This is a genomic window from Austwickia sp. (assembly GCA_016699675.1).
GTDB lineage: Bacteria > Actinomycetota > Actinomycetes > Actinomycetales > Dermatophilaceae > Austwickia.
Window position 1 is genome coordinate 989,098 of record CP064985.1, and the last position, 20,467, is coordinate 1,009,564.

A 20,467-nucleotide genomic window follows, 5' to 3' on the forward strand; every position below is an offset into this window, starting at 1 on the left:
CGGCACGACGACGCCCGCCGGGTGATCCCCGGCGGGCGTCGTCGCCGTTTGTGCTGCGGTGCGTGCCGCGGTTGGCGGCTGCGGTTCGTGGCGAGGTTGTCGCGGTGTTACCGGGTGTCCGCGGTGGGCTGGGTCGTTCGGTCGTCGTCCGAAGCGTCGCCGGTGGCCGCCGTGTCCGCGTGCGCCGGGCTGCGCACGACGTACGGCGTGCCGAGGACGTGTCGCGCGGTCGCGAGGAGCATGGCGGCGACGCCGAGACCCATCAGGATGGCGCCCGGTACGTCGTACGCCCCGAGCATCCCGGCGTACCGGCCCAGCACGAACCGCACAAACGCGCCCGCAGTCAGCAGCAGCAGTCCGAGCCCCATGCCCGCGACTGTAACCCGCCCGCTCGGTCAGACGCGCGGGTCCTCCGGCGGCGGCGCGGCCACGTTGACGTCGCGGCGCTCCACGACCTGGCGTACCTCGGTCTTGCCCCGCTGGCTCATCTGCAGCAGCGAGATGAGCAGCGCAAGCACGCCCGCGCCCAGGCAGATGTAGCCGACCATCACCAGGTCGACCCCGCTGATCCGATCCTGCACGGCGAACGCGAGGATCGCGCCCACCACGATGAGGAAAATGCCGATTCCGGCGCCCATGGGTGCCTCCCTGCGTACGCGGCGGCACGGCTCGCCGCCCGCCTGCGGCCATCCGTCGGCGCGACCGTTCTGCACGCCGCCGGTCGAGGAGATGACGTCCTCATTTGTCATAGTGAGGCACGTACGTCGCGGGTGGCACCTGCGACCGACGTACGGCGCGTCGCGGCACCCGAGGGGGCGGGCACGGTGCGGGCGGCCGCCGCCGGACTGGCGCTTCGATGTGATCAGCGGAACGGAATGCTTCTTCGCCCCGCCGGGTTGCCGCCATCATGAGCTCCTCGACGCGTGTGCCCCTGTCCATCCTCGATCTGTCCCCTGCGTCGGCGGGCCGGACCAGGCGGGACGCGCTGCAGGACACCACCGCGCTGGCGCAGGCGGCGGATCGGTTGGGCTACGAGCGGTATTGGGTCGCCGAACACCACGGCAGCGAGACCTTCATGAGCTCGGCCACGGCGCTGATCCTCGGCCACCTGGCGGACCACACCGAGCGCATCCGCCTCGGCTCCGGCGGCGTCATGCTGCCCAACCACGCGCCGCTGATGGTGGCCGAGTACTACGGCACCCTCGCCACCCTCTACGGCGACCGCTTCGACCTCGGCCTGGGCCGGGCGCCCGGCACCGACCCGCGGACGGCGGCGGCGCTGCGGCGGGGCACCGGCGAGCTGGACACCTTCGTGCAGGACGTGGTCGAACTGCACGGTTATCTCGCGGATCCGGACCCCGAGGCGCCCGCCCGCGTGCGGGCGATCCCCGGCGAGGGCACCAAGGTGCCGCTGTGGATGCTGGGGTCGAGCCTGGGCGGGGCGAGCGTGGCGGCCTATCTCGGCCTGCCCTTCGCGTTCGCCTCGCACTTCGCCCCGCAGGCGCTCAGCGCCGCGATCGCGCACTACCGCGAGCACTTCGACGCCTCGGCGCCGACGGCGCAGGTGGACCGCCCGTACGTCATGGCCGGCGTCAACGTCCTCGTCGCCCCCACCCAGGACGAGGCGGACCTGCTGGCGACGACGGCGCAGCAGATGGCCGTGCGCATCCGCACCGGCGGCCGCGGCCCGCTCGACCCCCCGCAGGCCGGGTACCTCCACTCGCTGCCGCCCCAGGTCCGCGCGGTGGTCGCGGAGCACCAGGCGGTGCGGGCAATCGGTACGCCGGAGCGCGTAGTGACCGAACTCGAGGCGATCGTGGCCCACCACGGCCTCGACGAGGTCATCACCACGACGTACACGCACGACCCCGCGCAGCGCATCCGCAGCTACGAGCTCCTCGCGGAGGCGTGGCGGGCCTGACCTCCGCCAGCACGCGGGCCGCTGGTCGAGCGGCTCACCCCCTGAGGGTGTAGCCCGCGACCAGCACCTGCTCGTTACCGAGTTCACCGGGCATGGGGACATACGGCATCGGCACACCGCGCTGGAACTGCGGCGACGGCATGCGCTCGGGGTAGACCGGAGTGTTGTCCAGCGGCGTGTCGTACTCGGGCGGCGTGGGCCGCTGCGGTGGGGTGGGGTTGGACGGCGAGTCCGGTCCCAGCGGGGGCACGAAGTTCGGTTCCGGCGTCGGCTGCTGCGGCGGCACGGGGGACGGCTGCGGAGACGGCGATGGGGTCGGCGGCGGGGTCGCCGGCGAATCAGGGGCCTGCGGCGGCACGAAGTCCGGTCCCGGCGTCGGAGACGACCGCGAGATGCGGCCGTCCGACCGGACCGTTGACGCTGTTCCCTGCGCTGGCTGTTTCGGCATCGGAATCGAAGCCGCCGGCTTCGCAACGGGCGTGGCCGCCGGCCTGGCAGCAGGCTTGGCCGCCGGCCTGGCAGCAGGCTTCGCCACCCGCGCCTGTGCCTGCTCCTTGCGAGCCTCGTTCATCGCCGCCATGGACGACTGGACTGGCTGCTTCGGCATCGGAATCGAAGCCGCTGGCTTCGCAACGGGCTGAGCTGCCGGCTTCGCGGCGGGCCTTGCCGCCGGATTCGCAACGCGCTGAGCTACTGGCTTGGCCGCGCTGCTCTTCGTCGCGACGGCCTTCGTGCTCACCGGGCGGGGGTCGTCCGGTCGTGCCTGGGCCTGATCGGCGCTCACCGTGGCGAAACCCGCCGCCGCGAGGCCGGCGCCGGCGTACAACGCGATCCGCCCCAGGCTCACCCCTGCCGCCCATGTCGTCGACTGATCGCCACCGGCCTGAACTTCGTCGATTTCCCGCATAACGACTCCCCCCGAGATCGCGAGCTCCCCATGTCTGTGCCCCAACCCTGCCCACGCTGTGAGCGCGCCGGCAACGTCCGATGAGGTCGCCGCAACGCGCCATGTCATAAGCGAGGGGCCTCTTCTCCGCTGATCGCGCGTGGCTCTTGGGGGATCGGCAGTCACACCCCCTTACGACAAGCGCGAGTCCGCAGTGCTTCGCTCACCATGTGGACAGCGGAGGCTGGCCTCGTGCGGTCCGGGCGCGCCCCTTCCCGGTACGGACGGAGCGGTCACACCGCTCAGCAGCGGTCCAGCCGGCGGTCCGCCAGGACGGGGAACGCCTCGCGCGCGCTGGTCGCGTCGGCGGGGTCGAATTCGCAGATCAGTACGTCGTCCGGGGCCGGCCCCTCTCCGTCGGCGGGGCCCGGCGATTCCGCCAACAGATCGCCCGCCGGCCCGAAGACGGCGCTCGCGCCGCTCATCGCCGTCTTGCCGTTGATCCCCGCGGCGGCGCAGCCCAGCACGAACGCCTGGTTCTCCAGCGCCCGCGCGCGCAGGAGCAGCGACCACACCTCGGCCCGTGCCGCGGGCCAGCTCGCCGACACGATCATCAGCTCCGGCTCGTCGCGAGCCAGCGCCCGGAACAACTCCGGGAAGCGCAGGTCGTAGCAGGTCGCGAGGCCCGCCCGCACCGACGTACCGGCTCCGGACGCGCCAGCCGCCGGCAGCGGCAACTCGAGCACGCACGGCTCGTGCCCGGGCTCCAGCAGCTCCTTCTCGACCCCACCGGCGCCGAAGCAGTGGATTTTCCGGTACGCCGCCAGCACGGCACCATCCGGCCCGAACACCGGCGCCGTGTTGTAGAGGTGCCCGTGCGCGGCGGCCTCGTCGTCGGGTGGGGGCGTCTCGATGATCGACCCGCCGTGCAGCACGCAGCCGGCGTCGCGGGCGGCCTCGGCCAGCACGGTGCAGGTCGGCCCGTCGAGCGGCTCGGCGCGCTCGCGCCAGCGCCTCGCGGTGAACGCCCCGGCCAGCCACAGCTCGGGGAGCACCACGAGGTCGACGCCGGCGCCCACCTCACGAACGCGGGCGGCCACGGCCTCCCGACGTACGGCGGGATCGGCCGCGTCGTCGTACGCGACCTGCAACACCGCGGCCCGCACCGGCGCCACCGGCGATCAGTCGCCGTGCCGGTCGCGGCCGCCGTGCCGGACGTGCGGCCCCTGGTGGTGCTCCCGCCAGTCGGCCTCGGCGCGGGTCATCTCGGCGCCGCGGCGGGCGAGCTCGGCGTTGTACGCCTCCAGCGCCGCGTCGTGGTCGCGCTCGGCCTGCCGGTCGGTGCGGCGCGCCTCGTGCTCGTCGGCGCGCATCCACGCGACGCCGGTGAGCAGCGCGAGGATCAGCATCGGAATCTCGCCGATGCCCCAGGTGATGCCGCCGCCGGCCTGCTGGTCCGCGAGCAACGGGCCGACCCAGGCCATCTTCCCGCCCTGCTGCAGGGCCGTGAAGAAGTCCCCCGCGAGCAGCGTCGTCGCGGACATGATCGCGATCCCGAAGAAGGCGTGCACGCTCATCGTCACGAACAGCGCGACCAACCGCAGCGACGGCGGCCACCGCTTCGGGCCGGGGTCGATGCCGATGAGGGACCAGCAGAAGACGTAGCCGGCGAGGAGGAAGTGCACGACCATCGCCACGTGCCCGGTGTGCGTCTTCAGCGCCAGCTCGAACAGTCCGGTGAAGTAGAAGACGTACAGCGACCCGGCGAAGTTGATCGAGGCGATGATCGGGTTGCAGAAGAAGCTCAGCCAGCGGCTGTGCGCGGTGGACAGCAGCAGCTCGCGCGGGCCCATGGTCTTGTCCCGCCGCGCGGGGATCGCGCGGGCCAGCAGCGTGAGCGGCGCCCCGATGCACAGGAAGATCGGGATGCCCATCGTCAGCATCATGTGCATGAACATGTGCGTCGAGAACTGGACCTTGCCATAGACGCCCGGCGCCCCGCAGGTCGTCCAGATGAAGAGCAGCCAGCCGAAGGTCCACGCGACCGTACGTCGCAGGTGCCAGGCGTCGCCGCGCTTGGCGAGGCGCCGGACGGCCCACAGGTAGATCCCGATCCCGAGCAGGGCCACCGCGAACCAGATCCAGTCGATCCGCCAGACCGTGAACCAGTCGGCGCCGGTCAGGGCCTTGGTGGGGGCCGGATAGCCGGTCAGGGCGACGGCGATGTCCGCATCCGGCAGGCCGCTGCGCGGCACCGGGGTGGGGGTGCGGGACAGGCCCACGCCCACGCCGATGGCGGCGGCCATGAGGCCGAGTTCGACGGCGGCGAGGCGGCGGAACTCCCCGGCAGCGCCGGTCCCCTCCGCGTCGGCCGCCTCGAGGCGGCCGATGATGCGCTGCCGCATCCCCAGCCCGGCGAGACCGAGCGCCACCAGCAGGACGGTCTTGACGACCAGCAGGACGCCGTACGGGCTGGTCAGGCCCTCCAGCTCGCCGACCCGCACCATGCCGTTGAGGAACCCCGAGATCGCCATCCCGAACAGGCACCAGGCGGCCAGAACCGAGTAGCGCCGGACCACCACACCGGCCGCGCCGGTGAGCACGCGCCACAGGACGAGGATCGCGAACAGCCCACCGCACCAGACGAAGGCGGCGGCCAGGTGGACGGCCAGGGAGTTCACGGCCGTGTCGTGGGCGAACGATCCGCCCGAGTGGCCGGCAAGCGCCAGGGGGAGCAGGGCGATGACGGACAGGGCGGCCATCCAGGCCATCGTCGTCTTCGTGCGGGCGAGGGCCGAGCCTACGACCGCCCCGAGCGCGATGAGGACGCTGATGAAGTAGACCCGGAAGAGGTCGACCTTCCAGACGAAGCTGGTCACGGTCGAAACGAACGCCGACTCGCCCACCCCGATGCCGGTGACATTGCTGATGAGCAGCAGCATCGCCACGAAGCCCGCGACGACCCAGACCGCGCCCGTCGCCGTCGCCAGCCGGCACGCCGTCTCGCGGCGCCGCGTGTGCGTCGTGTCGGGAAGCATCGTCCCGGCGAGCAGCAGCAGGCCGACAGTGGCGGCACCGAACGCGTCGTGGATCGTCCGCGCTATCGGCAGGCCGTAGATCGCGATCGCACCGCCGTCCGAGAAGCCGAGGAGTCGCTCGAACGCCCCGCCGAAGGCGCCGGCGGCGAGCATGGCCACGATGGCGACGACGGCGAGGGCCCCGGCGGCCCCCAGAACCACCCCGCGTCGAGCCCTCACCTGCACGGGAGCCGGGCGGGCGGTATTGGGGGACGCGGTCGACGTGGCCATGTCCCCCAGCCTAGATAGGGTGAGCGCATGCCGATGCATCCCGTAGCACCCGAAGATCTGCACGGCCTGGTCGAAGCATTCGCGGGCACCGCGCGGGCGGTCGTCGACCTCACGTTCAACCTCCGGGACGCCGACCTGGCCAAGTCCACGGCCTGCCCCGGGTGGACCGTCAAGGACCAGGTGGCGCACGTCACCAGCATCGAGGCCGGCCTGCTGGGTCGCCCCGACCCGCAGGTGGAGGTCCCGGCGTACGACTGGATCAAGAACGACATCGGCCGGCACATGGAGAACGGCGTCGAACTGCGTCGCCCCCGGTCCGGCAAGGAGGTCACCGGCGAGCTGCAGAAGGTGCTGGGCGCTCGGTTGGGACGGCTGCGGGATGCCAACCTCACCGAGGAGACGGAGGTCCCCGGTGTGCTCTCCGACAAGCCGACGACGCTGGGGGACCTGCTCCGGCTCCGCATCTTCGATACCTGGATCCACGAGCAGGACATTCGCGAGGCCCTCGGCCGGCCCGGCAATCTCGACTCCCCCGCCGCCGCCGTCTCGGTGAGCCAGGTGCTCGACGCGCTGCCGATGATCGTCGTCAAGCGGGTCGGTCTGGAGCCGGGCAAGGTGCTGATGGTGGAGCTGACGGGGCCTGTTGTGGCCCGATCCGGCGTACGGGTCGAGGCGTCGGAGGACGACGCCGACGGGACCCCGGGCAAGCCGATCGGCAAGCTCATGTTCGCGGGCGCGTCGGACGAGACGGGCCCGATCCCGGCGATCGGGCGGACCACGTCCCTGCAGATGTCCACCGAGGTCTTCATGCGGCGGGCGGCCGGACGCCGGGCCACGGAGGACTGCGTCTACACGGTGCTGGGCGACGAGGACATCGCGCGCCGGTTCATGGATGCGCTCGTCGTCACCCCCTGACCCGCACGTGCGCTCGTCCCTCGCGCAGCCCGTCCTGGCGGGCGTGGTCTGCGGCATCGTCGGGTTCACCAGCTCGTTCGCGGTGGTGCTGACGGGGCTCGCGGCGGTCGGGGCGACTCCGGATCAGGCGGCCTCGGGCCTGGCGGTGCTGTGCGTGACGATGGGCTTGGGCTGTGTGTTGCTGTCGCTGCGCCATCGTTCGCCGGTGACCACGGCCTGGTCGACGCCGGGCGCCGCCCTCCTGACGACCGCGGTCGCGCCCGAGGGTGGGTTCGCCGCGGCCGTGGGGGCGTTCGCGCTGACAGGTGTGCTGTTGGCGTTGTCGGGGCTGGTGCCCGCGTTCGGCGAGCTGGTCCGGCGGATCCCGACGGCCATCGCCAACGCGATGCTGGCGGGTGTGCTGCTGGGGCTGTGCGTGGCGCCGTTCCGGGACCTGGCGCGGCACCCGGCGACGATCGCGCCGATCGTGCTGACGTGGCTGGTCCTGTTGCGGGTGGCTCGGCGGTGGGCGGTGCCGGGGGCGCTGGTCGCCGCGGTGGCGGTCATGGCGGTGACCGGGGCATTCGGGGCCGTCTCGGCCGGGCAGCTGGTGCCGCGGCTGGCCTGGGTCGGGCCGTCGTTCGCGCCGGCGGCGGTGGTGGCGATCGCCGTACCGCTCTACATCGTGACGATGACCAGCCAGAACATCCCGGGGATCGCGGTGCTGGCGTCGTTCGGGTACGAGCCGCCGGTGCGCGACGCGTTGGCGTACACCGGGGCGGCGACGGTCCTCGGCGCTCCGTTCGGCGGGCACGCGATCAACCTCTCGGCCATCGCCGCGGCCCTCGCGGCCGGCCCCGAGGCGGGGGCTGACCGGTCGCGGCGCTGGATCGCCGGGGTGGCGTGCGGGGTGGTGTACTGCGGCTTCGGGCCCGCCTCACGTGCCGTGGCCGCCGTCTCGCAGGCCGCGCCGCCGGGTCTGCTCGCGGCCGTGGCCGGGCTGGCCCTTGTGGGCACCTTCGCGGCGTCGGCGAGCGCGGCCATGGGCGACGAGGTGCACCGGGAGGCCGCAGCCGTGACGTTCCTGGTCGCGGCGTCGGGGTTCGCGGTCGCCGGCATCGGGGCGGCGTTCTGGGCGCTCATCGCCGGTCTGGTCGTGCATGGGGTGACTCACGCGGTACGACGTACGCGGTAACCGCCGGCGTACGGCGCACGCGGTGACCCCCGCACGCCGTACGCGCCGCGTTATCCACAGGCGACCGTTCGTCGACCTGCACGTTAGGTGCCATGGCACCCTTTGCGCAGGTCACGAACGGTCGCGTTGGGGGTGGCTCCTAGTCCGACCAGACCTCGACCGGGCGGCCGGTGGCGGCGTCGAGCAACGGTCGCTCGCCCAGCGGGGCGTCGAGCGTGACCTTCGGCAGCTTGACGGTGCGCATCTGGCGCATCAGCGTCTGGCGGGGGTCCGGCTTGGCCTTGGGGTCGGGCCGCGACGGGGTGATCTCCCGAACGCCCACCACGACGGCGTCGGTCTCCTCGCGATAGTCGACGGCGTACGTGCCCTTGGTCGCGTTCTCGTCCTCGAAGACGACCAGGGAGAGCTTGGTGGTCGTGGCGTCGTACGGCTTGCCCGCGAACAGCGGCCGGCCATGCGGCTCGCCCGCCGCCGACGGGGCCGCAGCGCCCGTCTTCACTGGAGCCGTTGCGGTCCCAGGCGCAGACTCCGCCTGCTCCCCCGCCGCCAAGCTCGCCGCGCCGGCCGCCCCCGCCGGCTTCGCCGCGGCCTTCTTCGTGGCGCGCTTCTTGGGGGCCGGCTTCTTGCTGGCCCGGAAGGCCTCCAGGGCCTCGTGGAGGCGGGCTCCGGTGGTGTCGACGGTCTCCTCAGGCGGCTTCATGGACCCATCTTGGCCGAGAATCGCCTCCGCTGTCCGACTGCGCCTCACCACCCGGCGCTGTCGACATAACTTCCGGTGGCCGCGTCCAGCATCGGACGGCTAGCCAGGGGCTCCTTCAGCTGGACCGCGGGCAGTTCCACGGTGCGCATCCGACGCATGACGCCGGCGCTCGCGCCGGCCGTCGGCCGCGAGTCGCGGATCACCCGCACGCTGACCACGACGACGTCGTGCTCCTCGCGGACGTCGAGCGCGTACTCCCCGCGCGTCGCGTTCTCGTCCTCGATGACGGCGGCCCCGATGGTGCGGCTGCTCGAGTCGTAGCCGCGCACGAAGGCCGGCCGGCCGGTGGGGTCGGCGCGCGGCAGGTCGACGTACGATCCCGCCTCCCCGTACGGCACCAGCAGATGCACGCCGCTGCCCTCATGTCCCATGGTCAAATCCATGCCATCCACCTCGATCATCCCGGTGGCCGTCTGGACCGGCACCAGGGTGTCCCTCGGGGAGTGCGTCGGGGCCACCCCCGTCGGCGACACTCGGGGGGCGTCGGGAACGGCCCGGGTACGGAACGCGTCCCAGGACGCCGCCCACCGAGGCTGAATCGGCACCCCCAGCAGCCGGCGGGACCGGACGGCCTCGCCCACCGCCGGATCGTGCGTCGGGTCCAGCCGCAGCTGGGCCTCGATCAGGTCGCGCCCGGAAAGGGCGCCGAAGAGGTACGGCGGCGTGGCCTTGGCCGTCGCCGCGCGGTAGGCATCCAGCGTGGCCTGCATCCGCTGGCGCGCTACGGCGTCGGGGGTGTCGCTGGTGGCAGCGGCTGCGCCGGAGGACGGGCCGCCCGGATCGACGAGCGCCGATCTCGGCGCTTGGTCGTCGCCGCGCAGGGCAGCGATCTGGGCCCCGCCGAGCGTACCGGTGAGCAGCACCGCGACCGCGGCGGCGGCGGCGCCCAGGGCGTTCCAACGGCGCGGGCCGCGCCCGGGTTGGCGCCGCAGCCGGCGCGGAGCCAGCTCGTCGCCGTCGGCCAGGAGTGCATGCAGTTCCGCCTGGGCTCGGGCATCCAGCGCGCGCCGGTCGGCGGTGGTGGCCGCCGGGTCGACGGCCCGAAGAGAATCGATGACGTCGGCGTGATCACGCACGGCGTACCTCCTTGTCGTTCACGATCGGTGCGGCGGGGGTCGGCGGGCGCAGCGGCACCTTCGCCGTCGCCGGTGGCGGTTGGACCGGTACGTCGAGCGCGGCGCGCAGCCGCTTCTCCGCACGGGACAGGCGCGCCGCGGCGGTGTTCGCCGAACAGCCGAGGACCTGCGCGATCTCGGCGGTGCCCAGGTCCTCCCAGGCGGCCAGCCGCAGCACCTCCTGGTCCGCGGCGGAGAGGCGGTCGAGCGCACGACCTACGGGATCGTCGTCGACATCCGCGACCAGCGCCCCGGACGCCGGGGCAGGGGCACGCTCGGCGCCGGGGGCATCCGGTACGGCCTGCAGCCGCGCCGCCAACCGATCCCGACGCCGATCGCCGCGCTGGGCGTTGCGGACGACGTGGGCGGCGACGGCGTACAGCCACGGCAACGGCGTCTCCGGCAGGTCGGCGCGGCGGCGCCAGGCGACGGCGAAGGTCTCCTGGGCTGCGTCCCGGGCGGCGTCCTCACCGGGGCCGAGCCGACGGGCGGCGTACGCGACGACCTGCCAATAGTGCGCCCGATAGGCCGCCTCGAAGGCGTCCCGCCGGTCCCGCTCGTCGTCCTCGCGCACACTCCACTATGTCCGGATGCCCGCTGGCTGTGACAGGCTCCCCACCCCGACTGCCGCCCTCTTCCCCGACTGCCGTGTCGGCGGCCACGAGAAACTGCCCGGAGACGGCCACGAAGCTGCCCGCTGGCGGACGTGAGAACTGCCCACTGACGGTCATGGGATCTGCCCGACACGACGTCGTCTGCCTCGCCGACCTGCGCGGTTGAGGCCCCCTTCCTCGGGTGCGATGAGCGGTGCTGATGCGCCCTATCGCTCCCGAGGAAGGGATGAGTTGAAGTCTGCCGAGGAGATCATGGAAATGTTGGATGCCTACGACCTAACAGGTTCGTTGCGCGATGCCGGCGAGCTGGCTGGCTGCTCCCACCACACGGTGAAGCGGTACGTGGATCGCCGTGCTGGCGGCGGGGAGTTGCCGGCGGCGGCGGTGCGGCCGATGTTGATCGATGAGTATCTGCCCAAGGTCGAGGAGTGGGTCGAGCGGTCGGTCGGGAAGGTCCGTGCCGATGTGGCGCACGAGAAGCTGCTCGCCCTGGGCTACGGAGGGTCGGAGCGCACCACCCGCCGTGCGGTCGCGAAGGTCAAGAAGTCCTACCGGGCCGGACACGTGCGGGTGCACCGTCCCTGGGTGACTGAGCCGGGGATGTGGTTGCAGTACGACTACGGCGATGGCCCCGTCGTCGACGGCGTCAAGACCGTGCTGTTCGTCGCCTGGCTGGCTTGGTCGCGGTTCCGGGTCGTGTTGCCGATCCGCGACAAGACGATGCCCTCGGTGTTCGCTGCCCTGGACGTGACGTTCCGGCGGCTGGGTGGGGTGCCGACCTATGTGTTGACCGACAACGAGAAGACCGTCACGGTCGAGCACATCGCCGGAATTCCGGTGCGGAATCCGCAGCTGGTGGCGTTCGCCGAGCACTACTCGATGGTCGTGCACACCTGCGTCCCGGCCGATCCGGCGTCCAAGGGCGGCACCGAGTCGTCGGTGAAGATCAGCAAGGCCGACCTGGTCCCCAAGGACACCAACCTGCGCGAGGGGTACGCCTCGTTCGCCGAGCTCGAGGCGGCGTGCGTGGAGTTCTGCGAGAAGGTCAACACCCGAGCGCACCGGGTCACTCGTCGGCCACCGATCGAGATGCTCGCCGAGGAACGGGTCCGGCTGCACCCGGTCCCGATGACCCCGCACACGGTCGCGTTCGGCACCACGCGGGTGGTGCCGGGCAACACACCGATGGTGATGTTCGAGTCCGGCCAGTACTCGGTCCCGCATGCCCTGCTGGGTGCGACGGTGTGGGTCCGTGCCCATGGTGTCGGCGAGGACGAGTGGGTCGTCATCGTCCACGTCGGCCAGGACGGTCCCCTCGAAGTCGCCCGCCACCGCCGGGCCACACCCGGCACCCCGAAGATCGATGACGAGCACTTCCCAGCCCAGCCGTCCGGGCCACTGGACCGCCAGCCCCGTGCGAAGAACCCGGCCGAGTCCGACTTCCTCGACCTGGGCGAGGGCGCGAGGTTGTGGCTGATCGAGGCCGCCGCCGCAGGCACACCACGGATGCGCGTCAAGATGGCCGAAGCCCTCAGCTTGGCCAAGCTGTTCGACCCCGTCGAGGTCGACTGGGCACTGGGCCACGCCGCCGTGCACGGCCGGTTCGCCGAAGCAGACCTGTCCTCGATCCTGGACCACCACGCCCGAGCACCGAAAGCCGGTGAGCACCGGGCCAGCGAGGACTCCTCGCTGACCCAGGGCACCAGCGCATGGGCACGGCTCGGTGAACAGGTCGGCCAGCACGACGGCCGCGACGGGAACGAGGTGGCCCGATGACGACGAGAAGCACGGCGTCAGCACCGCCGCTGCCAGCCGAACTGGAGGAGCTGTTGCGCCGGTTGCGGCTGCCGCACATCCGTCGTCACGCACCCGAGGTCGTCGCAACCGCGAAAGCCCAACGCTGGGAGCCCGCCGAGGTGTTGAAGGCGCTGTTCGCCGAGGAGGTCGCCGGCCGGGAGCGTTCCGCACTTGTCACCCGGCGAGCGTCGGCGGGCTTCCCCACCGGGAAGACCTTCGACGCGTGGCAGCCCGAGGCATCCTCGATCCCAGTCCCGACCCAGCAGGCGCTCCGCACCCTGGAATGGGTCCACCGCCGCGAGAACCTCGTGGTCTGCGGCCCGTCGGGCACCGGGAAGACGTTCCTGCTGGAGGCCCTTGGCCAGCAAGCCGTCGAGGCCGGGTTGAAGGTCGCCTGGTTCACCCTGGAAGACCTCGGCGTCCTACTCCGAAGGCACCGTGCGGACGACACTGTCACCAAGGCCATCGCCCGGGTCCTGCGCGCCGACCTGGTCATCGTCGATGACATCGGCCTGCTGCCGGTCGCCGCGGACGCCGCCGAGGGGCTCTACAGACTCGTCGACGCCGCCTATGAGAAGCGGTCAGTCGCGATCAGCTCGAACCTCCACCCCTCTGGGTTCGACGAGCTGATGCCCAAGACGCTGGCCACCGCCACGGTGGACCGACTGCTCCACCACGCCCACGTCTGCCAGACCAGCGGCGACAGCGTCCGGCTCACCCAAGCACTCGCCGGTCAAGGGGTGAGCCCGTTGAACTGACCACCCTGGTCGGTGGTGGCCACAACCCCCTTGGGTAGATCCCGTGGCCACCACCGGGCAGATCTCGTGACCGTCAGCGGGCAGCTTTCATGTCCGCCACTGGGCAGTTCCGACTGTCCCTTGACACTGCCGCCCTCTTTCCCCGCTAGTGCCCGCGTTCCGTTTGTGCCTTGTTCCCGACTGCCGCCCTGTTCCCCCCACTGGCGCCCTGCTTGAAGCGGGGCGCCAGTGCCAGGAAAAGGGCGGCAGTGGGACGGGGTGCCCGGTGAACCCAACTGCCGCCCCCTTTCCCCGACTGACGCCCTCTTTCCCCGACTGACGCCCTCTTTCCCCGACTGCCGCTCTCTTTCCCCCACTGACGCCCTCCTTGAAGCGGGGCGCCAGTGCCAGAAAAAGGGCGGCACTGGGACGGGGTGCCCGGTGAACCCAACAGCCGCCCCGTTTCCTCGACTGACGCCCTCTTTCCCCGACGGCCGCCCTGTCTCCCCCACTGACGCCCTACTTGAAGCCGGGCGCCAGTGCCAGGAAAAGGGCGGCAGTGGGATGTCGCGCTAGTGGGGCGGCGTGCCCTGCGGGAACCACGGAATCACCACAGAGTGAGGGCTGCAGTGGGTACCGCGTGCTCTGCCGTCCCCAACGGATTTCACCGCCAAGTGGAGCGACGTACTCTTATGACATAAATGCTGATGAAAAGCGTCACTGCGTGTCGCGGGAACCCCTTGTGGTATCGGTTCGGAACGCCGTCAAAACCCGAGCGTCGACGAGGGCCGCACCCCGGCGGGTGCGACCCTCGGGACCGAGCGTCGGCGAGACGTTAACCCCAGACCAGGCCTTTCGCGGGGTCGGCGAGGATCGCGGCGATGTCGGCGAGGAAGCGGCTGCCCAGATCCCCGTCGATGAGCCGGTGGTCGAAGCTCAACGCGAGCTGCGTGACCCAGCGGGGCACCACCATCTCCTGGCCGCCGTGGTCGATGACCCACGGCATCCGCTTCACCGCCCCGAACGCCAGGATTGCGCTCTCGCCGGGGTTGATGATCGGCGTCCCCGTGTCGACCCCGAACACCCCCACGTTGGTGATCGTGATGGTGCCGCCGGCCATGTCGGCGGGCTGGGTACGCCCGGCGCGCGCCACGTCGACGAGCCCACCGATGGCCTCGGCCAGCTCGCGCATCGTCATCGCGTCGGCGTCCTTGATGTTCGGGACGACCAGCCCGCGCGGCGTGGCGGCGGCGATGCCCAGGTTCACGTAGTGCTTGACCACGATCTCCTGGCTCGCCTCGTCCCAGACCGCGTTGACGCCGGGGTTGCGGCGGCACGCGAGCACTAGCGCCTTCGCCACCACGAGCAGCGGGGTGACCTTGACGTCTCGGAACTCCCGGTCCGCCTTCAGCCGCTCGACCAGCTCCATGGTCGGCGTGACGTCGATGGTCACGAACTCCGTGACGTGCGGCGCGCTGAACTTGCTGCGCACCATCGCGTCCGCCGTCATCTTGCGGACGCCCTTGACGGGGATCCGGGTCTCGCGCTCGCCCGAGCGCAAGTTATCCACAGGGCGACCGTTCGTGACCTGCGCATTGGGTGCCATGGCACCAAACGTGCTGGTCGTGAGCGGTCGGGTTTCGGCCGTGCCACTTCCGGAGCCGGCGGCCCCTCCGGCGAGGAAGGCGTCGATGTCGTCGCGCGAGATGATGCCGCCCTCGCCCGAGCCGCTGACCTGGTTCAGGTCGACGCCGCGGTCCTTGGCGTACTTGCGCACCGGCGGCTTCGCCAGTGGCCGCCCCGCCGGGGACGTCGGTCCGGCAGCGCCGCTTGGGCGCGCCGCGGGAGCGGGTACGGCGGGGGCAGCCGGTACGTCGGACGCTGCCGGTACGTCGGGAGATGCTTGTACGTCGGGAGCTGCCGCCGCACCGGCCCCTGGCCGCGTACCACCTGAGCCCAGCTGGCCCCCTGCCGGGGCGGGCGCCACGCCACCCTTGCGGGCGCGCCGCTTGGTGGACCCGGCAATCGCGCCGTAGCCGACCAGATTCGGCTCGCGCTTCTCGGCTTCGCCCTGGGCCGAACCGCCACCGGCCGCACCGGCGGCAGCCGCACCGGCGGCAGCCGCACCGGCGGCAGCCGCACCAGCCGAGCCGGCCGCACCACCAGTGGCTCCGGCAGCCCCGGCGCCGCCACCAGCAGGGCCCTCCACGGCAATGGTGATGATCGGGGTGCCGACCTCGACGGTCTGTCCCTCCGGCACCAGCAGCTCGGCCACCGTTCCGGCCCACGGAATCGGCAGCTCCACCAACGACTTCGCCGTCTCGATCTCGACCACGATCTGGTTCACCGTCACGGAGTCCCCGACGGCGACCTTCCAGCTGATGATCTCGGCCTCGGTCAGACCCTCGCCCGGGTCGGGCAGCGGGAACGTCTTCACCGACCCCGACGTACCGGCGCCTCCCGACGTACCGGCGCCTCTCAACGCACCACCCGAGCCACCAGCCCCCGGGGCATCGTCGACGACCCGCGCGGAGTCACCGGGGACCGCCGCGCCGCCCTCGGCGGCGCCGGCCATCTCACCCGCGACCGCGGCCTCGGCCCCGCCCGCTCCGGCGGGCGAGCCCAGCGCGGTCCCGCCGACGCCCCCCACGCCCGGGTCGGACTCCATCCCGGCGACCTCGACGGTGATGATCGGGGTACCGACCTCGACGGTCTCGCCCTCCCCCACCAGCAACTGGGCCACCGACCCCGCCCACGGAATCGGCAACTCCACCAGCGACTTCGCGGTCTCGATCTCCACGACGATCTGGTTCACGGTCACCGTGTCACCGGCCGCGACCTTCCACGAAATGATCTCGGCCTCGGTCAGACCCTCGCCCGGGTCGGGCAGCTTGAACACCTTCACGCCCATCGCGGCGTCTCCTCTCCGGCGCGCACCGCGCGGGTCAGTAGCTCAGCGCGCGGTCGACGGAGTCGAGCACGCGGTCGAGGTCGGGCAGGTGGTGCTCCTCAAGCTTGCTGGCGGGGTACGGGATCGAGTAGCCCGCCACCCGCAGCACCGGCGACTCCAGGTGGTAGAAGAGCTGCTCCTGGACCTGGGCGGCGATCTCGGCGCCGAACCCCATGAACCGCGACGCCTCGTGCACGACCACCAGGCGGCCGGTCTTCTCCACGGAGGCCCGCAGCGCACCGAAGTCCAGCGGGTTCAGCCCGCGCAGGTCGATGACCTCCAGCTCCTTGCCCTCCTCTGCCGCGGCGTCCGCGGCGGCCAGGCAGGTCTTCACCATCGGCCCGTAGCAAGCCACCGTGACGTGCCCACCCGACCGCACCACCTGGGCCTCGTACAGCCCGCGCGGCGCCGCGCCGCCCTCGTCGACCTCCATGCGGTCGTGGTATCGACGCTTCGGCTCGAAGAAGATCACCGGGTCGTCGACCTCGATGGCCTGCTGGATCATCCAGTACGAGTCCTCGGCGTTCGAGCACGCGACGACGCGCAGGCCGGCGCTGTGCAGGAAGTACGCCTCGTTCGACTCGCTGTGGTGCTCGACCGCGCCGATGCCGCCGCCGCACGGGATCCGGATCACCATCGGCAGCTTGGCGCGCCCCGCGGAGCGGTTGTGCATCTTCGCGACCTGGCTGGTGATCTGGTCGAACGCCGGGTAGACGAAACCATCGAATTGGATCTCGACCACCGGTCGATAGCCGCGAAGGGCCAGCCCGACCGCCGTACCGACGATCCCCGACTCCGCGAGCGGCGTGTCGATGACGCGGTCCTCGCCGAAGTCCTTCTGCAGCCCCTCCGTCACGCGGAAGACGCCGCCGAGCCGGCCCACGTCCTCGCCCATGACGAGCACCTTCGGATCGGCCTCCATCGCCCGGCGCAGCCCCGCGGTGATGCCCTTGGCCAGCGTCAACTTGGTCATCGCGCGGCCCCCTGCGAACCCTCGGCACCCTCGAAGCCCGCCTCGTACTCGTGCAGCGCGGCCTGCTCCGCCGCGAGCCCGGGATGGGGATCGGCGTAGACGTGCTCGAACATCGCGTCCACCTCGGGGTCGGGCATCTCCTGCACGGCCGCGCGGATCCGCTGCGCCAGCTCGTCGGCCTCCCGGTCGACGCCGGCGAAGAACTCCGGGTCGGTGTTGCCTCGCCAGAGCAGGTGGGTCTTGACCCGCTCGATCGGGTCCCGGTCCCGCCAGAGGTCGACCTCGGCCGAGTCGCGGTACTTCGTCGGGTCGTCCGACGTCGTGTGGGCGCCCATCCGGTAGGTGTACGCCTCGATGAGGAACGGGCCCTGGCCGGACCGGGCGTGCTCGAGGGCGGCCTTGGCGACGGCGTACACGGCGACGACGTCGTTGCCGTCCACGCGCACCCCGGGGAAGCCGAAGCCGCGCGCCCGCTGGTAGAGCGGGATCCGGGTGTGCGTCTCGTTGGGCTCGGAGATGGCCCACTGGTTGTTCTGGCAGAAGAACACGATCGGGCACTGGTTCACGGCCGCGAACACGAACGCCTCGTTGATGTCGCCCTGGGCGGTGGCGCCGTCGCCGAAGAAGCCGACGACCGCCGCGTCCCGGTCCGGGTCACCGGTGCCCACGTCGCCGTCGCGCTGGACGCCCATCGCGTAGCCCACGGCGTGCAGCGCCTGGTTGCCGATGACGATCGTGTAGAGATGGAAGTTGTGCTCGTTCGGGTCCCAGCCGCCGAGCGTCACGCCGCGGTAGAGGCCGAAGATCGCCAGCGGGTCCACGCCGCGGCAGTAGGCGACGCCGTGCTCGCGGTAACCGGGAAAAGCGTAGTCCTGGCGCGCCATCGCCCGGCCGATGCCGATCTGGGCGGCCTCCTGGCCGAGCAGCCCCGGCCACAGCCCGAGCTGGCCCTGGCGCTGCAACGCCGTCCCCTCCATGTCGAGGCGGCGGATCAGCACCATGTCCCGGTAGAGGTCCTGGGCGTCCTCGTCGGTCATCGCGTCGACGATGGGGTCGTACGGCAGGTTCACATCGTTGCGAATCCGGTTGCCGTCCTTGTCGATGAACCGGATCGTCTCGGGGCCGCCGTCGTGCCGCAGGTGCGGCATGCCCACCACGGACTCGTGGTGGTCGACGCCGGAGTAGTCACCGCCGAACGCCAGGTGGACTGAGTCGCTCACAGGCACTCCTTCGTACCGTTTCGCGGCCCGGGATCGCCGGGCCGACCGCGTGATCCAGCGGCGAGGGTGACGCCGGCTGGCCGCGCGCCCGCCCGCCCACAGGTGTCCGCGGCCGACGTGCTGCACGTTCCCCGACACCGTACCTGAGACTGACGTCACACGTCCCCGCATCGGCCCGCGACCAGCGCGCGGACAACGCGGACAACGCGGACAACGCGGACGGTTCGCCCTCAGGGCACCGTCGCCCGGCGCCAGGCCGTTCAAGTCACCGGCGGCGGAGCCGATGGGGCAGGCATGGCTCGGTCCCCCGCGGACGACGTACGGCGCCCCCGCCCCGGGCGAGCCCGCATCGTCGGGCCCGCGCTCGCGCTTGCGGCGTGCGCGCTGTTGGGGACCCTGCTGGTGGGTCTCGCGGGGCCGCAGTTCGCGGAGACCGCCCGTCAGGCCGGCCGTCCCGGCGTCGACGCCGTCGTCGTCACATGCCCGCCATCCGGGGGGAGCCGCGGGATGTGCGCGGTCAGCGTCGCCCGGGACGGCCACGACCTGGTCCCGTTGGCGTACGCCGGGTTCCTCTTCCCGCAGCCCGGCGACGTGCTGCCGGTGGTCATCGAGTCCGAGCGGGGCGACGACGGTACGCCGTGGTCGGTGGCCGAACCGGCCGGGTGGCGCAGCTGGGCCGCCTCAGCGGTGTTGTTGGCCGCACTCCTGACGATCGGTCGCGTGGGCCTGGCCTGGGGCCGGCGGGTCCTCGTGCTCTTCACGCCGTCCCGCGGTGCTCGCTCGGACCCGGCGGGCGCCGCCGCTCATGAGAGCGAGGCGGATGGGCGCGCGCAGCGTCGACGGGTCGGCGGCCGGCGCCGGAATCGGTACGCCGACGGGGCCCACGACACCGCCGCCTGACGCGACCGCGCTGGCTGCCCGCTCAGACCTCGGGGGCGAACCCGCTCAGCGCCGCGACCAGGGCCGAGTTGGCCTCGGGCACGTCGATCGAGCACCGGATCCCCTCGCCGCTGAACGGACGCACCGACAGGCCCTCCTGCGACAGCGCGGCGGCGATCTCGTCCGTGCGCTCCCCCGTCGCCAGCCAGACGAAGTTCGCATGCGTCTGCGGCGGCCGCCAGCCCTGCTCGGTCAGCGCAGCGACAACCCGGCCGCGCTCGCGGACGATGTCCTCGACCCGCGCCAGCAGCGCCTCTCGCTCGTCCAGGCTGGCCAGCGCTGCCTCCTGGGCGACGGTGCTGACCCCGAACGGCACCGCGGTCTTGCGGATCGCCGTCGAGATCGGGGCGTGCGCGACGCCGTACCCCACCCGCAGCCCCGCGAGCCCGTACGCCTTGCTGAACGTCCGCAGCACCATGACATTGGGGAACTCGCGGTAGAGCTCCAGCCCGCGGGCGGCGTCGGGGTCGCGGATGAACTCGACGTACGCCTCGTCGACCACCACCAGCACGTGCGGCGGGACGCGATGGAGGAACTCGCGCAGGTCGCCGTGCCGGACCACCGGTCCGGTGGGGTTGTTGGGCGTGCAGACGAAGGCGAGGCGCGTGCGGGGGCCCATCGCCGCGGCCATCGCCGCGAGGTCGTGCCGGCCGCGCTCGTCGAGGGGGACCTGCTCGGAGCGGGCGCCGGTGATGCCGACCATGATCGGGTACGCCTCGAAGCTGCGCCACGCGTAGACCACCTCGTCGCCGGCCTCGCAGGTGGCCAGGACGGTCTGCATGAGCACACCGGAGGACCCGGTGCCGACGATGACGTCGTCCTCGGGCACCCCGAGCTCAGCCGCGAGGCGCTGGACGAGGCGGGTGGAGAACATGTCGGGATAACGATTCGCGGTGTCCGCCGCGGCGTGCGCCCGCTCCAGGACCCCGGGCAGCGGGGCGTTGGGGTTCTCGTTGGAGGACATCTTGTACGCCGTCACGCCCGGTCGGGGCGTCGGCGGCAACCCGGGCTTGTACGCCGGGATCGACTTCAGCGCGGCTCGCGTGCCGGCGGACTCGGGGCTGGGGTGGGCGGCCTGGGTCATGGACGTCACTGTAGGGGGGAGCGGTACGCCGGGTGCCGGCTTGCCCCGTTTGCGGGGCACCATCGCCGCCCACC

The 20,467-nt window shown here is 72.1% G+C and carries 18 protein-coding genes; 6 read left to right on the top strand and 12 right to left on the bottom strand.

Annotated elements, in window-relative coordinates; all coding sequences use genetic code 11:
- Positions 1 to 107 precede the first annotated feature (107 nt).
- Positions 108 to 368, bottom strand: coding sequence for a hypothetical protein (locus tag IPK37_04615; GenBank protein QQS01707.1), 261 nt, complete (start codon positions 366 to 368; stop codon positions 108 to 110).
- Between the two features lie 27 nt (positions 369 to 395).
- Positions 396 to 638, bottom strand: coding sequence for a hypothetical protein (locus tag IPK37_04620; protein ID QQS01708.1), 243 nt, complete (start codon positions 636 to 638; stop codon positions 396 to 398).
- Between the two features lie 269 nt (positions 639 to 907).
- On the opposite strand from IPK37_04620, the gene IPK37_04625 reads away from it, so the two are divergent.
- Positions 908 to 1,921, top strand: coding sequence for an LLM class flavin-dependent oxidoreductase (locus tag IPK37_04625; protein QQS01709.1), 1,014 nt, complete (start codon positions 908 to 910; stop codon positions 1,919 to 1,921).
- Between the two features lie 34 nt (positions 1,922 to 1,955).
- Here the strand turns inward: IPK37_04625 and IPK37_04630 are convergent, their stop codons facing one another.
- From IPK37_04630 to IPK37_04640, 3 genes are all read right to left on the bottom strand, one after another.
- On the bottom strand, positions 1,956 to 2,828 hold the full coding sequence (locus IPK37_04630) for a hypothetical protein (protein QQS01710.1): 873 nt from the start codon (positions 2,826 to 2,828) through the stop codon (positions 1,956 to 1,958).
- A 281-nt stretch (positions 2,829 to 3,109) separates the two neighbouring features.
- Complete coding sequence (locus tag IPK37_04635) at positions 3,110 to 3,973, bottom strand: hypothetical protein (GenBank protein QQS02670.1); 864 nt, start codon at positions 3,971 to 3,973, stop codon at positions 3,110 to 3,112.
- 15 nt (positions 3,974 to 3,988) lie between these two features.
- Positions 3,989 to 5,998 carry a bifunctional copper resistance protein CopD/cytochrome c oxidase assembly protein gene (locus IPK37_04640; protein ID QQS02671.1) on the bottom strand — a complete coding sequence of 670 codons (2,010 nt, stop codon included), beginning with the start codon at positions 5,996 to 5,998 and terminating at the stop codon, positions 3,989 to 3,991.
- 150 nt (positions 5,999 to 6,148) lie between these two features.
- Between IPK37_04640 and IPK37_04645 the strand changes: the two genes are divergently transcribed.
- Together IPK37_04645 and benE are read left to right on the top strand one after the other, a co-directional pair.
- Positions 6,149 to 7,030, top strand: a complete 882-nt coding sequence (locus IPK37_04645; protein QQS02672.1) for a maleylpyruvate isomerase family mycothiol-dependent enzyme — start codon at positions 6,149 to 6,151, stop codon at positions 7,028 to 7,030.
- Positions 7,008 to 8,204 (top strand): benzoate/H(+) symporter BenE family transporter, encoded by a 1,197-nt coding sequence (gene benE, locus IPK37_04650; GenBank protein ID QQS01711.1) that lies wholly within the window; start codon positions 7,008 to 7,010, stop codon positions 8,202 to 8,204. Before IPK37_04645 ends, benE begins: the two co-directional genes overlap by 23 nt.
- 139 nt (positions 8,205 to 8,343) lie before the next feature.
- On the opposite strand, the gene IPK37_04655 is transcribed toward benE, so the two are convergent.
- From IPK37_04655 to IPK37_04665, 3 genes are read right to left on the bottom strand one after another with little or no spacing between them, the layout of a single operon-like run.
- Complete coding sequence (locus tag IPK37_04655) at positions 8,344 to 8,904, bottom strand: hypothetical protein (GenBank protein ID QQS01712.1); 561 nt, start codon at positions 8,902 to 8,904, stop codon at positions 8,344 to 8,346.
- A gap of 44 nt (positions 8,905 to 8,948) precedes the next feature.
- Entirely contained in the window at positions 8,949 to 10,040 is a 1,092-nt protein-coding gene (locus IPK37_04660) for a hypothetical protein (GenBank protein ID QQS01713.1), read from the bottom strand.
- Positions 10,033 to 10,653 (bottom strand): sigma-70 family RNA polymerase sigma factor, encoded by a 621-nt coding sequence (locus IPK37_04665; protein QQS01714.1) that lies wholly within the window; start codon positions 10,651 to 10,653, stop codon positions 10,033 to 10,035. The genes IPK37_04660 and IPK37_04665 overlap by 8 nt, the downstream gene beginning before the upstream one ends.
- A 271-nt stretch (positions 10,654 to 10,924) precedes the next feature.
- Here IPK37_04665 and IPK37_04670 point away from each other — a divergent pair, with 271 nt between their 5' ends.
- The gene (locus tag IPK37_04670) at positions 10,925 to 12,469 is read left to right on the top strand and encodes an IS21 family transposase (protein QQS02673.1); all 1,545 of its coding nucleotides are present in this window, start codon (positions 10,925 to 10,927) and stop codon (positions 12,467 to 12,469) included.
- A complete protein-coding gene (locus tag IPK37_04675) occupies positions 12,466 to 13,248 on the top strand; it encodes an ATP-binding protein (GenBank protein QQS01715.1) in 783 nt (260 codons plus the stop codon). The genes IPK37_04670 and IPK37_04675 overlap by 4 nt, the downstream gene beginning before the upstream one ends.
- Positions 13,249 to 14,062: 814 nt before the next feature.
- Here the strand turns inward: IPK37_04675 and IPK37_04680 are convergent.
- From IPK37_04680 to pdhA, 3 genes are read right to left on the bottom strand one after another with little or no spacing between them, the layout of a single operon-like run.
- Positions 14,063 to 16,138 carry a 2-oxo acid dehydrogenase subunit E2 gene (locus IPK37_04680; protein ID QQS01716.1) on the bottom strand — a complete coding sequence of 692 codons (2,076 nt, stop codon included), beginning with the start codon at positions 16,136 to 16,138 and terminating at the stop codon, positions 14,063 to 14,065.
- A gap of 34 nt (positions 16,139 to 16,172) precedes the next feature.
- Positions 16,173 to 17,150, bottom strand: coding sequence for an alpha-ketoacid dehydrogenase subunit beta (locus IPK37_04685; GenBank protein ID QQS01717.1), 978 nt, complete (start codon positions 17,148 to 17,150; stop codon positions 16,173 to 16,175).
- Entirely contained in the window at positions 17,147 to 18,298 is a 1,152-nt protein-coding gene (gene pdhA / locus IPK37_04690; GenBank protein ID QQS02674.1) for a pyruvate dehydrogenase (acetyl-transferring) E1 component subunit alpha, read from the bottom strand. Before pdhA ends, IPK37_04685 begins: the two co-directional genes overlap by 4 nt.
- 366 nt (positions 18,299 to 18,664) lie before the next feature.
- Between pdhA and IPK37_04695 the strand changes: the two genes are divergently transcribed.
- Positions 18,665 to 19,270: a hypothetical protein gene (locus IPK37_04695; protein ID QQS01718.1), complete on the top strand. Its 606-nt coding sequence runs from the start codon at positions 18,665 to 18,667 to the stop codon at positions 19,268 to 19,270.
- Between the two features lie 22 nt (positions 19,271 to 19,292).
- On the opposite strand, the gene IPK37_04700 is transcribed toward IPK37_04695, so the two are convergent.
- Complete coding sequence (locus IPK37_04700; protein QQS01719.1) at positions 19,293 to 20,393, bottom strand: histidinol-phosphate transaminase; 1,101 nt, start codon at positions 20,391 to 20,393, stop codon at positions 19,293 to 19,295.
- Positions 20,394 to 20,467 lie beyond the last annotated feature (74 nt).

Excerpts from the sequence above, each read along its gene's own strand:
- IPK37_04615 (QQS01707.1), bottom strand. The coding sequence starts at position 368 with ATGGGGCTCGGACTGCTGCTGCTGACTGCGGGCGCGTTTGTGCGGTTC.
- IPK37_04620 (QQS01708.1), bottom strand. The coding sequence starts at position 638 with ATGGGCGCCGGAATCGGCATTTTCCTCATCGTGGTGGGCGCGATCCTC.
- IPK37_04625 (QQS01709.1), top strand. The coding sequence starts at position 908 with ATGAGCTCCTCGACGCGTGTGCCCCTGTCCATCCTCGATCTGTCCCCT.
- IPK37_04630 (QQS01710.1), bottom strand. The coding sequence starts at position 2,828 with ATGCGGGAAATCGACGAAGTTCAGGCCGGTGGCGATCAGTCGACGACA.
- IPK37_04640 (QQS02671.1), bottom strand. The coding sequence starts at position 5,998 with ATGCTCGCCGCCGGCGCCTTCGGCGGGGCGTTCGAGCGACTCCTCGGC.
- IPK37_04645 (QQS02672.1), top strand. The coding sequence starts at position 6,149 with ATGCATCCCGTAGCACCCGAAGATCTGCACGGCCTGGTCGAAGCATTC.
- benE (QQS01711.1), top strand. The coding sequence starts at position 7,008 with ATGCGCTCGTCGTCACCCCCTGACCCGCACGTGCGCTCGTCCCTCGCG.
- IPK37_04655 (QQS01712.1), bottom strand. The coding sequence starts at position 8,904 with ATGAAGCCGCCTGAGGAGACCGTCGACACCACCGGAGCCCGCCTCCAC.
- IPK37_04675 (QQS01715.1), top strand. The coding sequence starts at position 12,466 with ATGACGACGAGAAGCACGGCGTCAGCACCGCCGCTGCCAGCCGAACTG.
- IPK37_04680 (QQS01716.1), bottom strand. The coding sequence starts at position 16,138 with ATGGGCGTGAAGGTGTTCAAGCTGCCCGACCCGGGCGAGGGTCTGACC.
- IPK37_04685 (QQS01717.1), bottom strand. The coding sequence starts at position 17,150 with ATGACCAAGTTGACGCTGGCCAAGGGCATCACCGCGGGGCTGCGCCGG.
- pdhA (QQS02674.1), bottom strand. The coding sequence starts at position 18,298 with ATGCCGCACCTGCGGCACGACGGCGGCCCCGAGACGATCCGGTTCATC.
- IPK37_04695 (QQS01718.1), top strand. The coding sequence starts at position 18,665 with ATGGCTCGGTCCCCCGCGGACGACGTACGGCGCCCCCGCCCCGGGCGA.
- IPK37_04700 (QQS01719.1), bottom strand. The coding sequence starts at position 20,393 with ATGACCCAGGCCGCCCACCCCAGCCCCGAGTCCGCCGGCACGCGAGCC.